Genomic DNA, 15,567 nt, shown 5'->3' on the forward strand with positions numbered 1-15,567 from the left:
AAGTCAAACTTTAACTTTTATGGAGAGTTTGATCCTGGCTCAGGACGAACGCTGGCGGCGTGCCTAATACATGCAAGTCGAGCGCAGGAAGCAGGCGGATCCCCTTCGGGGGTGAAGCCTGTGGAATGAGCGGCGGACGGGTGAGTAACACGTGGGCAACCTGCCTGTAAGATCGGAATAACTCCGGGAAACCGGGGCTAATGCCGGGTAATCCTTTATCTCGCATGAGAGGAAGGTAAAAGATGGCTTCTAGCTATCACTTACAGATGGGCCCGCGGCGCATTAGCTAGTTGGTGAGGTAACGGCTCACCAAGGCGACGATGCGTAGCCGACCTGAGAGGGTGATCGGCCACACTGGGACTGAGACACGGCCCAGACTCCTACGGGAGGCAGCAGTAGGGAATCTTCCGCAATGGACGAAAGTCTGACGGAGCAACGCCGCGTGAACGATGAAGGTCTTCGGATCGTAAAGTTCTGTTGTTAGGGAAGAACATGTACCGTTCAAACAGGGCGGTACCTTGACGGTACCTAACGAGGAAGCCCCGGCTAACTACGTGCCAGCAGCCGCGGTAATACGTAGGGGGCAAGCGTTGTCCGGAATTATTGGGCGTAAAGCGCGCGCAGGCGGTTCCTTAAGTCTGATGTGAAAGCCCACGGCTCAACCGTGGAGGGTCATTGGAAACTGGGGAACTTGAGGACAGAAGAGGAGAGTGGAATTCCACGTGTAGCGGTGAAATGCGTAGATATGTGGAGGAACACCAGTGGCGAAGGCGACTCTCTGGTCTGTTTCTGACGCTGAGGTGCGAAAGCGTGGGTAGCAAACAGGATTAGATACCCTGGTAGTCCACGCCGTAAACGATGAGTGCTAGGTGTTAGGGGGCTTCCACCCCTTAGTGCTGAAGTTAACGCATTAAGCACTCCGCCTGGGGAGTACGGCCGCAAGGCTGAAACTCAAAGGAATTGACGGGGGCCCGCACAAGCGGTGGAGCATGTGGTTTAATTCGAAGCAACGCGAAGAACCTTACCAGGTCTTGACATCCTTGGATCACCCTAGAGATAGGGTTTTCCCTTCGGGGACCAAGTGACAGGTGGTGCATGGTTGTCGTCAGCTCGTGTCGTGAGATGTTGGGTTAAGTCCCGCAACGAGCGCAACCCCTAATCTTAGTTGCCAGCATTCAGTTGGGCACTCTAAGGTGACTGCCGGTGACAAACCGGAGGAAGGCGGGATGACGTCAAATCATCATGCCCCTTATGACCTGGGCTACACACGTGCTACAATGGATGGTACAAAGGGCAGCGAAGCCGCGAGGTGTAGCAAATCCCATAAAACCATTCTCAGTTCGGATTGCAGGCTGCAACTCGCCTGCATGAAGCCGGAATCGCTAGTAATCGCGGATCAGCATGCCGCGGTGAATACGTTCCCGGGCCTTGTACACACCGCCCGTCACACCACGAGAGTTGGCAACACCCGAAGTCGGTGAGGTAACACATTATGTGAGCCAGCCGCCGAAGGTGGGGCCAATGATTGGGGTGAAGTCGTAACAAGGTAGCCGTATCGGAAGGTGCGGCTGGATCACCTCCTTTCTAAGGACATATGCAAGGCGACCTCTTTCTCTTTCGAGAATGTCGGGAAGCTGCCGCATACGGAAGACGTACCTGGTTGGTTGTTCAGTTTTGAGAGATCAAACGATCTTTCAATGTGAACCTTGAAAACTGGATAAGATGATCAGAACGTGACGATCCTCTTTAGATAGAGATCGACACGGGATGACAAGACATCAAACATCAATTTTTTAACGTCTTTTCACGACGATAGTTAAGTGAATAAGGGCGCACGGTGGATGCCTTGGTACTAGGAGCCGATGAAGGACGGGACTAACACCGATATGCTTTGGGAAGCCGTAAGTAGGCTATGCACCGAAGATTTCCGAATGGGGAACCCCCTGCTCGTAATGGAGCAGGATCCTTTACTGAATACATAGGTAAGGGAAGGCAGACCCGGGGAACTGAAACATCTCATTACCCGGAGGAAGAGAAAGCAAACGCGATTTCCCAAGTAGCGGCGAGCGAAACGGAAACAGCCCAAACCAGAAAGCTTGCTTTCTGGGGTTGTAGGACACTCCTTTGGAGTTACAAAAAAAGAGGATAGATGAATCGATCTGGAACGATCAGCCAGAGCAGGTAAGAGCCCTGTAGTCGACATCTTCTTTTCTCCGGAGTGGATCCTGAGTACGGCGGAACACGAGGAATTCCGTCGGAATCCGGGAGGACCATCTCCCAAGGCTAAATACTCCCTAGTAACCGATAGTGAACCAGTACCGTGAGGGAAAGGTGAAAAGCACCCCGGAAGGGGAGTGAAAGAGATCCTGAAACCGTGCGCCTACAAGTAGTCGGAGCCCATTGATGGGTGACGGCGTGCCTTTTGTAGAATGAACCGGCGAGTTACGACCGTCTGCAAGGTTAAGCTAAAGCAGCGGAGCCGCAGCGAAAGCGAGTCTGAATAGGGCGAAGCAGTAGGCGGTCGTAGACCCGAAACCGTGTGATCTACCCATGTCCAGGGTGAAGGTCAGGTAACACTGACTGGAGGCCCGAACCCACGCAAGTTGAAAATTGCGGGGATGAGGTGTGGGTAGGGGTGAAATGCCAATCGAACACGGAGATAGCTGGTTCTCTCCGAAATAGCTTTAGGGCTAGCCTCAGAATAGAAAGTCTTGGAGGTAGAGCACTGATTGGACGAGGGGCCCCTACCGGGTTACCGAATTCAGTCAAACTCCGAATGCCAACGACTTTGTTCTGGGAGTCAGACCATGGGTGATAAGGTTCATGGTCGAAAGGGAAACAGCCCAGACCGCCAGCTAAGGTCCCCAAGTGTGTGTTAAGTGGAAAAGGATGTGGCGTTGCTTAGACAACCAGGATGTTGGCTTAGAAGCAGCCATCATTGAAAGAGTGCGTAATAGCTCACTGGTCGAGTGACGCTGCGCCGAAAATATACCGGGGCTAAACACACCACCGAAGCTGCGGATTGATCCTTAGGGATCAGTGGTAGGAGAGCGTTCTAAGGGCTGCGAAGTCAGACCGTAAGGACTGGTGGAGCGCTTAGAAGTGAGAATGCCGGTATGAGTAGCGAAAAAAGAGTGAGAATCTCTTTCACCGAAAGCCCAAGGTTTCCTGAGGAAGGCTCGTCCTCTCAGGGTTAGTCGGGACCTAAGCCGAGGCCGAAAGGCGTAGGCGATGGCCAACAGGTTGATATTCCTGTACCGCCTCCTTTCCGTTTGAACGACGGGGGACGCAGGAGGATAAGGAGAGCGCACCACTGGATGTGTGCGCCCAAGCAGTGAGACGGTCGAGACAGGCAAATCCGCTCGGCAACGTCAAGCTGTGATGGGGAGGGAACTAGAGTACCGAAGCTCCTGATTTCACACTGCCAAGAAAATCCTCTAGTGAGGAAAGAGGCGCCCGTACCGCAAACCAACACAGGTAGGCGAGGAGAGAATCCTAAGGTGAGCGGGAGAACTCTCGTTAAGGAACTCGGCAAAATGACCCCGTAACTTCGGGAGAAGGGGTGCTCCTCTGCCGAGGAGCCGCAGTGAAAAGGCCCAAGCGACTGTTTACCAAAAACACAGGTCTCTGCGAAGCCGTAAGGCGAAGTATAGGGGCTGACACCTGCCCGGTGCTGGAAGGTTAAGGGGATGCGTTAGCGCTTGGCGCGAAGCGTTGAACCGAAGCCCCAGTAAACGGCGGCCGTAACTATAACGGTCCTAAGGTAGCGAAATTCCTTGTCGGGTAAGTTCCGACCCGCACGAAAGGTGCAACGACTTGGGCACTGTCTCAACGAGAGACCCGGTGAAATTATACTATGCGTGAAGATGCGCATTACCCGCGACAGGACGGAAAGACCCCGTGGAGCTTTACTGTAGCCTGATATTGAATGTTGGTACAGCTTGTACAGGATAGGTGGGAGCCTGAGAAGCCGGAGCGCTAGCTTCGGTGGAGGCGCTGGTGGGATACCACCCTGGCTGTACGGACATTCTAACCCAGGACCGTGATCCGGTTCGGAGACAGTGTCAGGTGGGCAGTTTGACTGGGGCGGTCGCCTCCTAAAGAGTAACGGAGGCGCCCAAAGGTTCCCTCAGAATGGTTGGAAATCATTCGCAGAGTGTAAAGGCACAAGGGAGCTTGACTGCGAGACCTACAAGTCGAGCAGGGACGAAAGTCGGGCTTAGTGATCCGGCGGTACCGTATGGAAGGGCCGTCGCTCAACGGATAAAAGCTACCCCGGGATAACAGGCTTATCTCCCCCAAGAGTCCACATCGACGGGGAGGTTTGGCACCTCGATGTCGGCTCATCGCATCCTGGGGCTGTAGTCGGTCCCAAGGGTTGGGCTGTTCGCCCATTAAAGCGGTACGCGAGCTGGGTTCAGAACGTCGTGAGACAGTTCGGTCCCTATCCGTCGTGGGCGTTGGAAATCTGAAAGGAGCTGTCCTTAGTACGAGAGGACCGGGATGGACACACCGCTGGTGTACCAGTTGTTCCGCCAGGAGCATCGCTGGGTAGCTACGTGTGGACGGGATAAGTGCTGAAAGCATCTAAGCATGAAGCCCCCCTTGAGATGAGATTTCCCCTTACGCCAAGTAAGTAAGATTCCTCAGAGACGATGAGGTCGATAGGTCCGAGGTCGAAGCGTGGTGACACGTGAAGCTGACGGATACTAATCAATCGATGACTTATCTATATCAAAATTGAATCGTTTGGTCTTGCCTGTCTTATCCAGTTTTGAGGGTTTCCCTCATACTTTATGATGTGGTGGCGAGAGCGAAGAGGTCACACCTGTTCCCATGCCGAACACAGTAGTTAAGCTCTTCAGCGCCGATGGTAGTCGGGTCGATCCCCGTGAGAGTAGGACGCGGCCACGTCAAACAAGAGTCTTGGATTTTTTCCAAGGCTCTTTTGTTTGCTTTAAAATCGCACTCCCATAGATCCAGTTTATGCAGGAGATACCTCACTACATAGAATTTAATAAACACTTTAATTACTTTGGCTTTGTGCAGTTTAATATGAACATTTTTCTGATTAGTTCATACTGTATCATTATCAATAAATGTCACTCATGATGAATAGAACCACTGTGTAGATCATTTTAGATATCAGTAATCAAACGACTGCATTCTTAAATCATAGTAGTCTTATTATTTTTTACTTTTTCAAGTATAGAATTAATAGATTCGGAGATACTAGGGGTAAATAAAAGATTCTTCTCTAGGAGGCCGTTAATTATGAAGTTTACTGAAAGCTGTAGTATTTGTTCAAGAAAAACAGATAATGGTATTCACTTGTTGCAAGTTTATATTTGCCACACTTGTGAAAGGGAAATGGTAGAAACCCCAGCAGATGACCCCAAATATCAGTTTTTTGTTCAACAAATGAATAAAGCCCACCGTTCTATCATTGTGTCGTAATAGGATTGTTAAGCCACCCTGTAATTTAGGAGTGGTTTTTTTCTTTCATTTCTTGGTAGGATGAAAGATAGATATTATTAGAGGTGAGGGTTATTATGGATGCAGAACAAAAATTAACACCGCTTTATGACGCATTGATCGAATTAAAAGACAGGGATTCTATTTCTTTTCATGTGCCAGGCCATAAATTTGGTGAGGTATTTTCTGAAAAGGGACAGAAACAGTTTCAATCAATTTTAGAAATGGATGCCACTGAAATTACCGGTATTGATGATTTACACGCTGCTGATGGTGTTATACAAAAAGCCCAAAATTTAGTCAGTAAATTTTTCGAAAGCCGCCAATCTTATTTCCTAGTAGGCGGAACAACGTCAGGAAATTTAGCTGCAGTAATGGCGGTATGTCGGCCTGGAGATACTGTACTCGTTCAGCGTAACTGTCATAAGTCGATCCTTCATGGGTTAGAGATTGCTTGTGCTAAGCCCGTGTTTTTGATGCCAGATTTCGAAGGGGAGAGCGGCCGTTACAGTCAAGTAACTGTGGAGCATATAGAGGAGGCTTTAGATATGTACCCTGATATAAAAGCGGTTTTTCTAACTTACCCAGATTACTTTGGCCGTGTTTTTGATATGGGAAATGTGTGTGAGGCAATACATAGCTATGATATTCCGGTTATCGTGGATGAAGCTCATGGCGTTCATTTTAAATTAGGCCATCCTTTTCCACGTTCATCACTAGAGTTGAGCTGCGATGTAGTTATTCAGTCTGCACACAAAATGGCCCCTGCAATGACGATGGCTTCTTATTTGCATGTACAAGGTGATAGAGTTAATCAAACACAACTAGAATATTACTTGCAAGTTTTTCAATCTAGCAGCCCATCCTACCCGCTGATGGCTAGTCTAGATTTAGCCCGGAGGTATTTAGCTGCTTATGATCAGGCTGATAAAGGTGAGCTGATTACGTATATTGATAAACTACGTGAAATCTGGGAACATGCCTCTGATTATTGGCAGCTTATTCCTCAAGGTGAATGGGATGATCCCCTTAAGCTCACATTAAAAATAAACGAGGATTTGTCAGGGTATCAGGTGGCTGATGTACTTGAGCGTCAGGATATTTATCCAGAACTTGCGACAGAAAGACAAATTTTATTGACTGTAGGTCTGGCGCCTACTATTAATCTAGAAACGTTGCGTACACGCTTAGCAGAGGTAAATTGCCAATTAAAAAAATGGTCGATAAATGCTACAATAAATGTAGCTCAATTATCGTTTCCAAGGCTACAAAGTTTGGACATGAACTATATAGATATGCAGCTAAAGTCTTCCGAATTCGTAGATTGGAAAGGTGCCATAGGACGAGTTTGTGCCGAGTCAATTGTGCCTTATCCTCCCGGGATACCTTTGATTTTAAAAGGTGAACGTATATCTAAGGAACAGGAGGCCCATGTGAAGGCATTATATGAGCAAGGGGCGCGCTTTCATAATACGAATGTGGAAAGTGGAATTAGGGTATTTTAAAGGAGAATTGCGGTGAAGGGACTTTTTGTTACATTTGAAGGTGGCGAGGGCGCCGGAAAATCAACGATGCTTAAAATGATTGGGAGTGAACTGAGGGCTAGAGGTTATCCTGTGCTTGAAACAAGGGAGCCTGGCGGAATTAAAATAGCTGAGAGCATTCGCCATATTATATTAGATAAAAGTCATACGATGATGGATGCTAGAACTGAGGCTTTATTGTATGCAGCTGCACGGCGTCAGCATCTAATGGAAAAAGTACTTCCCGCTATTGAGAATGGATCGATTGTGCTGTGTGACCGTTTCGTCGATTCAAGCCTTGCCTATCAGGGTGCGGCAAGGGGTCTAGGAATAGAAGAAGTGTATAAGATCAATGAATTTGCCATTGATGGATGTATGCCGGATGTTACATTATTTTTTGATATCAAGCCTGAGGATGGCTTGGAACGAATTGCACAAAATCATGACCGGGAAAAGAATAGGCTTGACCTTGAAACATTAGATTTCCATAAAAAAGTCTACAGGGCTTATCAGAAATTGCTGAAACAAAATCCTCAAAGAATAAAGGTCATAAACGCTGATCAGAATTATGACCGGGTGAGAAACGAGTCCCTTCAAGCACTTGAGTCATTTTTGTCATAAAAGTGGAGACTAATTTGCTATAATAGTAAAAAAACAAATAGGAGGATGCATTTATATGAAAATGATTATTGCGGTCGTTCAAGATAAAGACAGTAATCGTTTAACTGATGCATTAGCGGAAAATCAATTAAAAACAACGAAACTGTCGACAACTGGTGGCTTTTTAAGAGAAGGAAATACGACGTTTATGATTGGCTGTGATGATGATGAAGTGGATGATGCGTTAAATATTATTAAGAAAAACTGTAGCCAGCGTGATCAGATGGTTGCCCCCATTTCACCAATGGGAGGAAACGCAGATTCCTACATCCCTAAACCTGTTAAAGTAGAGGTTGGCGGTGCTACTGTATTTATTCTTCCAGTAGATTCTTTCTTTCATTTTTAACGGAAAGGTGTTGCCGGAATGAAGATAAGCCAGGAGATACGGACACAGCTGGAGGCTGCAAAAAAGCAGCCTCCTCAGCAAATGCGGGGGAAGAATAACTTCGGTAACATCGTACAAGCTCAATCGCAGCAGCTTCAGGAAAACCAACTAAATCAATTGATGAAAAGTATTGCCGCACAAGGAGATCGGGTAGCGAGGTTTCGATCATTCCGTGACTTAGCAAAGTATAAGCGTTTAATTAAAGACTTCGTCGAGGAGTCTGTTCAATATGGGATGAATATAAAGCACAGTCATAGCTTTGACATGCAAGGGCAGAGCCGGAAACTGACGATCGTTGAATCCGTGGATCAGAAGCTTAATGAGCTTACGGAAGCCGTGATGGATCAGGAGAAAAAGTCGATCGATTTATTAGGGGTCATCGGTGAAATTAAAGGATTATTGATCAATTTGTACACTTAAGGACGGAATCGTTATGCAATCATGGGGAGATATGAAAGAGGTTCAACCATTAATCAGCCAAATGCTTATGAATAGTTTTAATAAAGACCGGATTTCTCATGCTTACTTGTTTCAAGGAAATAAAGGCACAGGAATGCGTGAGATGAGTGCATTATTTGCGAAGAGTATTTTTTGTAAACAACGTAATGGCGCTGAACCTTGCCTGGTGTGCAGGGATTGCTTAAGAATTGACTCTGGTAATCACCCTGATTTACATTGGGTTGAACCAGAGGGTCTATCCATTAAAAAGGAACAAATTCTTAATTTGCAAAAGGAGTTTACCTATACTGGTGTGGAATCAAATCGTAAAGTGTACATTATTGTAGACGCTGAAAAAATGACAGTCAATGCATCGAACCGCTTGCTAAAATTTTTGGAAGAACCAAGTCAGCAAACCACAGCGATATTGCTCACAGAAAATGGTCAAGCGATGCTTGATACAATCAGGTCTCGTTGTCAACTTCTTGCTTTTCAACCGCTCAACCCACAGAAGCTGGCAGAAAAATTAGAACAGCAAGGAATTTCTCAGTCTAACGCCAAACTACTTTCTACCCTCACGAATGACTTAACTACTGCACAGGAACTAAATGATGATGAGTGGTTTGCTAATGTGCGAAAATTAGTGATACAATTAATTGAAGTGCTTCTAAATAAACCAAATGAAGGGCTTTTATTTATCAATCATCAGTGGATGTCTCATTTTAAGGAGCGTCAACAGCTTCAGATGGGTTTAGACGTGCTTATGCTATGGTTCCATGATTTAATTAATCATGATTTGGACCGGGAAGACGCCATTATCTTTAAGCAAGAAGGAGAAAAAAGGGACCAAGCTGCATTAAGATGGTCACGTCAATCCGCTGTACATTCCTTGTCGTTAATTCTTGAGGCTAAACGAAAGATAAATCAGAATGTCCATCCTACATTAGTGATGGAACAGCTTACACTTCAACTGCAGAGGTGATTATATAGTGATCGAAGTTGTAGGTGTCCGATTCAAACAAGCGGGAAAGATCTATTATTTTGATCCGGGCGATTTAACAATGACGACAGAAGATTACGTTATTGTAGAAACAGTCCGTGGAATTGAATTTGGTAAAATCGTCATAGCTAACAGATCGGTCGATGAAGAGGATATTGTTTTACCTTTGAAAAAGGTGATTCGAATCGCCGATGAGAAGGATAAAGTGACCGTTGATGAGAACCATGAGAATTCTGCGGAGGCTTACCGTGTATGTGAGAAGAAGATACGTGAACATAAATTGGACATGAATTTAGTAGAGGTTGAATATACGTTTGACCGTAAGAAGGTCATCTTCTATTTTACGGCAGATGGACGGGTAGACTTTCGGACGTTAGTGAAAGACTTAGCTTCTGTATTTAAGACGCGTATCGAGTTGCGTCAAATTGGTGTCCGTGATGAGGCTAAAATGCTTGGCGGTATTGGTCCGTGTGGACGTATGCTTTGCTGCTCTACTTTTTTAGGTGATTTTGAACCTGTATCCATAAAAATGGCTAAAGATCAAAATTTATCATTAAATCCAGCAAAAATTTCTGGTCTTTGCGGCCGGCTCATGTGTTGTCTGAAGTATGAAAATGATGATTACGAAGCTGCTAAGAAAGAACTTCCTGATATAGGCAGGAGTATTGCCACTTCCTTTGGCAAAGGGAAAGTAGTAGGCCTGAATATGCTGGAGCGTATCGTTCAAGTTGAATATAAAGAACAAGAACGTACACTTGAGTATTCCTTACAGGAGCTGATTGATGAAGGGGTCGTCCAAACCGAAGCCACAAAATAATGGGGTGGAAATCAAGCGTGAACAAAAAAGCTATATTCGAACAAGTTTCACATTTTGAGTCTCAAATTGGTGAGCTTTATGAGCAGCTAGGTGATTTAAAAGCCCAACTTGCCTACTTACTAGAAGAAAACCAACACTTATCGCTTGAAAACCATCACCTAAGGCAACGTTTGGATAAAGAAAATGAGCAATCTGAACAGGAGTCACAGGATTCGCGACATGAGAAAAGTACAGTTGTTGGTGAAGGTTATGATAATCTTGCCCGATTGTATGAAGAAGGTTTTCATATTTGTAATTTGCATTTTGGCAGTCCACGTGACGAAGATTGCTTGTTTTGCTTATCATTTTTGAACAAGAAGAAATAATTCCAGGTCCAAGCCTTTCCTTGCTTAAGTCGAGGAAGGGCTCTCTTTGTGAGGCCACGGGGATGATTAGAGTCAAATTCTTGTATCCGGTAGGCAATATAATAAATCTGCCATTCAAAAAAACGCATTTGCACTATAGAGAGGGTTACATATATGGTTGCGCTAAAAGATGATGAACGAATTGACTTTTTACTAGCAGAAGAAAATATGAGAATCATACAAAGCAAAGAAGTGTTCGCTTTTTCAATTGATGCCGTCCTACTGGCACGGTTCACTTCTGTACCTATTACTCGAGGCAAAATCCTGGACTTATGTACTGGAAATGGCGTAATTCCTCTGTTTCTTAGCCGAAGGTCTCAAGTGAAGATCACTGGTGTAGAAATCCAAGAACGGTTATATGATATGGCTGTTCGAAATATTGAGTTGAACCAGCTCGACGACCAACTTGAAATGATTCATGGAGATCTAAAAGACATGCCTCAAGCGTTAGGGAACGGGAGGTATGATCAAGTCACGTGCAATCCTCCTTATTTTCCAACGCCAAAGACGGATAAAAGGAATGTAAATGAACATTTGGCAATAGCGAGACATGAAATCTACTGTTCACTCGAGGATGTCGTAAGGGCTTGCAGCCGTTTGTGCAAATCTGGTGGGAAAGTATCTATGGTACATCGACCTGGCAGAATGATCGATATCATCTCCCTTTTCCGAAAGTATCGTCTCGAGCCGAAGCGGATTCAGCTCGTTTATCCAAAAAAGGGGAAAGAGGCTAATGTATTACTTATTGAGGCGGACCGCGACGGAAATCCTGACCTAAAAGTTCTCCCTCCTCTTTACACCCATGATGGGAACGGAGACTACAGCCAGGAGTTTAGGGAAATTCTTTATGGCAACTAATCATTTCGTCTACATGTTGCGTTGTAAGGATGACACACTTTACACAGGGTACACGAATAATTTGGAAGCTCGGCTTCAGAAACATACATCTGGAAAAGGGGCGAAATATACGAGAGGGAGAGGCCCCTTTACCCTTGTCTACTGTCAAGTATATGAATCAAAAACAAAAGCAATGCACAATGAATATAAAATGAAGCAGTTGTCTAAGTTGGAGAAAGAAGCGTGGATTGCAAGTCATCAAGGAGGGTGTCTGGATGAATATTCAAAAGAGCTTTGGTAATGATGAGCAGCTTGGTCAACTTTACATTGTGCCCACACCGATTGGGAACTTACAAGACATGACTTATCGTGCTGTGGCTACACTTAATGACGTGGACGTGATTGCTGCAGAAGATACAAGAAATACGAAAAAGCTGCTTAACCATTTTGACATATCGACACAGCTGATCAGCTATCACGAGCATAATAAAATGACAAGAGGCCCGGAGTTGATCAATCGCCTGAAACGTGCAGATAAGATCGCGGTCGTAAGTGATGCTGGCATGCCGGGTATATCAGATCCAGGTTCTGATTTAGTAAAGCTTGCGACTGAAGAAAATTTACCTGTTATTGTATTGCCAGGAGCCAATGCGGCTCTTCCGGCTTTAGTTGGCTCTGGGCTTGCAACTGACAGCTTTTATTTCTACGGCTTCTTGCCCCGGAAGAAGAAAGAACGCCTCACAGAATTAGAAACACTGCAAAAACAGTATTCGACAATTATTTTCTACGAATCTCCCCACAGGTTAAGGGAAATGCTTGTACACGTACATAAGCAATTTGGGAATCGTAAGGCTGTACTGGCTCGTGAATTAACGAAGCGTTATGAGGAATATATCCGGGGCACGTTGGAAGAAGTAATGAATTGGGCAGATCAGGAAGAGGTACGAGGCGAGTTTTGTGTGATCGTTGAAGGGGCGGAGGAAGGAGAGTTTGTCAACTCGTTCTGGTGGAGTCATTTATCGATGATTGAGCATGTGGAGTATTATATAAATGAAAAAGGTCTGAACAGTAAAGACGCAATTAAACAAACGTCGGTGGACCGTAAACTCTCTAAAAGAGAGGTTTACCAAGCATACCATGTCGAATAGTAGAAATATAAAAGTAAGCCCTAACTGCCAGGCCTGTAGCAGTTAGGGCTTTTTTGAACATATGTCTTTTGCTCTATTTGTTTGCGTTTTTTAAGAATCCAGTAGTCTTTTATTCTCTATTTTATTTGTTTAATTGGCTTTGGATTTCTTGAAGCAGCATTTGTGCGCCCTCTTGGCTAAGCACTAAATTGCCATTTGCAAGCTTCATGTTGTCATCAGAAACTTCCCCTGTAACGTGACAAGTCATGTTAGGCTTGTATTTCTTAAGAACAATACGATCATCATCAACATAGATTTCTAATGCATCTTTTTCATTAATGCCAAGGGTGCGGCGAAGTTCAATTGGAATTACGACACGACCTAGCTCGTCCACTTTACGTACAATACCAGTAGATTTCATTTTTCTTTTCTCCCCTCACTCAAAAGTTATTCGTCATATTTCGACATATGTCTCGCAGTATATAATACCAACGATTCCCAAACATGTCAATTCTGAATATTTTACCCTTAATTCCTAGTTTTTCAGACAAAAAGTTAGTCTGTAAGAGTAGGAATTATTTGATGATGTAAGGCCTGTCGATGGTTGGGTGGACTTATATTTGTTCCAATTTTGGATTGAATATCCAAATAGAGGATTAAATACAGTGTACCAAAGTAATGACAGATGTGAAACAACAAAAGGAGTGCCAGTGTGTTTTTTTGACATTTTCGTCAATGATTCGGTATATTTGAAGGCCAGGAATGGAAATACAGAAAATATAAGAAAAAAATGATACAATACACATTATGAATATCGAAACGCCCCAGATAAGGCTGTTGAACATAGAGGAGGGAATAGGATGTCTGAAGATAAGAAGACATTTTACATTAGTACACCAATTTATTATCCAAGTGGAAACTTGCACATAGGCCATGCCTATACAACAGTAGCAGGAGATGCAATGGCAAGGTATAAGCGTCTCCAAGGGTATGATGTAATGTATTTGACGGGCACAGATGAACACGGTCAGAAAATTCAGCGCAAAGCAGAGGAAAAAGGGGTCAGTCCCCAAGCCTATGTGGACGAAATCGTAAGCGGAATTAAACAGCTTTGGGACAAGCTGGATATTTCCTACGATGATTTTATTCGTACAACTCAGGATCGTCACAAAGTCGTTGTGGCAAAAATCTTTGACTATTTAATGAAAAAAGGTGATATTTACCTTGATGAGTATGAAGGCTGGTATTGTACATCGTGTGAATCATTTTTCACAGAACGGCAATTAGACGAAGGCCACTGTCCGGATTGCGGTGGTCCAGTTGAAAAGGTTAAAGAAGAATCGTACTTCTTTAAAATGAGCAATTACGTGGATCAACTGCTCGAGTTCTACGAAAATAACCCGACCTTCATCCAGCCGGAGAGTCGTAAAAATGAAATGATAAATAATTTTATTAAACCGGGTCTTGAAGACTTGGCTGTCTCAAGAACGACATTTGATTGGGGCGTACAAGTACCTGGCAATGCGGAACATGTGATCTATGTGTGGATTGACGCGCTAAGTAACTACATTTCAGCACTCGGGTTCGATAGTGATAACGATGAACGGTATAAGAAGTTTTGGCCGGCCGACGTCCATTTAGTTGGAAAAGAAATCGTGCGTTTCCATACCATATATTGGCCGATTATGCTGATGGCGCTAGATTTACCACTGCCGAAAAAGGTATTTGCTCATGGCTGGATCCTTATGAAAGATGGAAAAATGTCGAAGTCAAAAGGCAATGTTGTCGACCCAGTTCAACTGAGCAATCGTTATGGTCTGGATGCACTTCGTTATTACTTACTACGTGAAGTACCATTTGGTTCAGATGGTGTCTTTACACCGGAGGCATTTGTTGAACGGACGAATTATGATCTGGCTAATGATTTAGGAAATCTGCTTAATCGTACTGTTGCTATGATCAGCAAATATTTTGATGGTGAGATTCCTGAACTTACTTTGTCAGAAGATGATTTTGATAAGAATCTTGAAAAATTGGCCCAAGAAACAAGAGTATCTGTAGAACAATCATTGGAAAATATGGAGTTCTCTGTTGCACTTGCAGACTTATGGAAGCTTGTCAGCCGCACGAACAAGTATATCGACGAAACACAACCGTGGGTTCTTGCTAAGGACGACGATAAAAAACCTCGGTTAGGAAATGTAATGGCACATCTAGCTGAGTCCTTACGTCACATTGGTGTAATGCTTCAGCCGTTCTTGACACATACTCCTGAAAAAATCTTTAAGCAGCTGGGAATTACGAAGGATGATTGGAAGCAGTGGCAAAGTCTTGACGAATTTAAAGGGCTCCCTGAAGGCACCAAAGTACAGAAAGATGATCCCATTTTCCCTCGTCTTGATGCAGAGGAAGAAATTCAGGTCATAAAAGACATGATGAAAAAGCCAACACCGGAAAAGGTTGAGAAGAAGGAAGAAAAACAAGATCAAACTGAGGAAGTTACAATCGATGACTTTATGAAACTTGACTTTCGGGCAGCAGAAGTCATTAAAGTCGAAAAAATGAAAAAAGCAGATAAACTGCTTAAATTGCAGCTAGACCTCGGCTATGAAAAACGTCAAGTGGTATCGGGAATTGCTGAGCACTATCAAGCTGAAGAGCTGGTAGGTAGAAAGGTTATTTGCATTACTAACCTTAAACCAGTTAAGCTCCGCGGCGAGCTTTCACAAGGAATGATTCTAGCTGGGGAAGATGAACGAGGAAAGCTTGCTTTGGCTTCAATCGATCAAACCATTGAGAATGGTACGAAAGTCAAGTAGCAAGTAAGCATTACATTTTAGTATATAAGAGAAGGGGAAGCAGGTAGATAACGCTTTCCCTTTTTATGTTCACACAATAAAG

13 protein-coding genes and 3 rRNA genes are annotated in these 15,567 nt (G+C 44.4%); 15 read left to right on the forward strand and 1 reads right to left on the reverse strand.

Features of this window, described 5'->3' with window-relative positions; all coding sequences use genetic code 11:
- Positions 1-16 precede the first annotated feature (16 nt).
- From MUO14_RS11995 to rsmI, 14 genes are all read left to right on the forward strand, one after another.
- A 16S ribosomal RNA gene (locus MUO14_RS11995) occupies positions 17-1,584 on the forward strand.
- Between the two features lie 230 nt (positions 1,585-1,814).
- Positions 1,815-4,733: ribosomal RNA gene (locus tag MUO14_RS12000) — 23S ribosomal RNA — on the forward strand.
- Positions 4,734-4,800: 67 nt separating this feature from the next.
- Positions 4,801-4,914 (forward strand): 5S ribosomal RNA (gene rrf / locus MUO14_RS12005).
- The 16S, 23S and 5S rRNA genes sit together here, the layout of an rRNA operon.
- A gap of 360 nt (positions 4,915-5,274) precedes the next feature.
- On the forward strand, positions 5,275-5,457 hold the full coding sequence (locus MUO14_RS12010; RefSeq protein ID WP_244755426.1) for a sigma factor G inhibitor Gin: 183 nt from the start codon (positions 5,275-5,277) through the stop codon (positions 5,455-5,457).
- A gap of 95 nt (positions 5,458-5,552) precedes the next feature.
- Complete coding sequence (locus MUO14_RS12015; RefSeq protein ID WP_244755427.1) at positions 5,553-6,980, forward strand: aminotransferase class I/II-fold pyridoxal phosphate-dependent enzyme; 1,428 nt, start codon at positions 5,553-5,555, stop codon at positions 6,978-6,980.
- Positions 6,981-6,992: 12 nt separating this feature from the next.
- On the forward strand, positions 6,993-7,619 hold the full coding sequence (gene tmk, locus MUO14_RS12020) for a dTMP kinase (protein ID WP_244750959.1): 627 nt from the start codon (positions 6,993-6,995) through the stop codon (positions 7,617-7,619).
- Positions 7,620-7,674: 55 nt separating this feature from the next.
- The gene (locus MUO14_RS12025; RefSeq protein WP_244750960.1) at positions 7,675-8,004 is read left to right on the forward strand and encodes a cyclic-di-AMP receptor; all 330 of its coding nucleotides are present in this window, start codon (positions 7,675-7,677) and stop codon (positions 8,002-8,004) included.
- Between the two features lie 18 nt (positions 8,005-8,022).
- A complete protein-coding gene (locus MUO14_RS12030; protein ID WP_244750961.1) occupies positions 8,023-8,463 on the forward strand; it encodes a YaaR family protein in 441 nt (146 codons plus the stop codon).
- Positions 8,464-8,476: 13 nt separating this feature from the next.
- Complete coding sequence (gene holB, locus MUO14_RS12035) at positions 8,477-9,463, forward strand: DNA polymerase III subunit delta' (RefSeq protein WP_244750962.1); 987 nt, start codon at positions 8,477-8,479, stop codon at positions 9,461-9,463.
- A gap of 7 nt (positions 9,464-9,470) precedes the next feature.
- Positions 9,471-10,298, forward strand: coding sequence for a PSP1 domain-containing protein (locus MUO14_RS12040; RefSeq protein ID WP_244750963.1), 828 nt, complete (start codon positions 9,471-9,473; stop codon positions 10,296-10,298).
- Between the two features lie 17 nt (positions 10,299-10,315).
- A complete protein-coding gene (yabA, locus tag MUO14_RS12045; protein WP_244750964.1) occupies positions 10,316-10,663 on the forward strand; it encodes a DNA replication initiation control protein YabA in 348 nt (115 codons plus the stop codon).
- Between the two features lie 153 nt (positions 10,664-10,816).
- Positions 10,817-11,560, forward strand: coding sequence for a tRNA1(Val) (adenine(37)-N6)-methyltransferase (locus MUO14_RS12050; protein ID WP_244750965.1), 744 nt, complete (start codon positions 10,817-10,819; stop codon positions 11,558-11,560).
- Positions 11,550-11,840: a GIY-YIG nuclease family protein gene (locus MUO14_RS12055; RefSeq protein WP_244750966.1), complete on the forward strand. Its 291-nt coding sequence runs from the start codon at positions 11,550-11,552 to the stop codon at positions 11,838-11,840. The genes MUO14_RS12050 and MUO14_RS12055 overlap by 11 nt, the downstream gene beginning before the upstream one ends.
- The gene (gene rsmI / locus MUO14_RS12060) at positions 11,815-12,687 is read left to right on the forward strand and encodes a 16S rRNA (cytidine(1402)-2'-O)-methyltransferase (protein ID WP_244750967.1); all 873 of its coding nucleotides are present in this window, start codon (positions 11,815-11,817) and stop codon (positions 12,685-12,687) included. Before MUO14_RS12055 ends, rsmI begins: the two co-directional genes overlap by 26 nt.
- 121 nt (positions 12,688-12,808) lie before the next feature.
- Here the strand turns inward: rsmI and MUO14_RS12065 are convergent, their stop codons facing one another.
- Positions 12,809-13,087: a transition state genes transcriptional regulator AbrB gene (locus MUO14_RS12065; RefSeq protein WP_244750968.1), complete on the reverse strand. Its 279-nt coding sequence runs from the start codon at positions 13,085-13,087 to the stop codon at positions 12,809-12,811.
- 439 nt (positions 13,088-13,526) lie between these two features.
- Between MUO14_RS12065 and metG the strand changes: the two genes are divergently transcribed.
- Positions 13,527-15,485, forward strand: a complete 1,959-nt coding sequence (metG, locus tag MUO14_RS12070; protein ID WP_244750969.1) for a methionine--tRNA ligase — start codon at positions 13,527-13,529, stop codon at positions 15,483-15,485.
- Positions 15,486-15,567: the final 82 nt, after the last annotated feature.

It is taken from the genome of Halobacillus shinanisalinarum, from assembly GCF_022919835.1.
GTDB classification, from domain to species: Bacteria; Bacillota; Bacilli; order Bacillales; family Halobacillaceae; genus Halobacillus_A; species Halobacillus_A shinanisalinarum.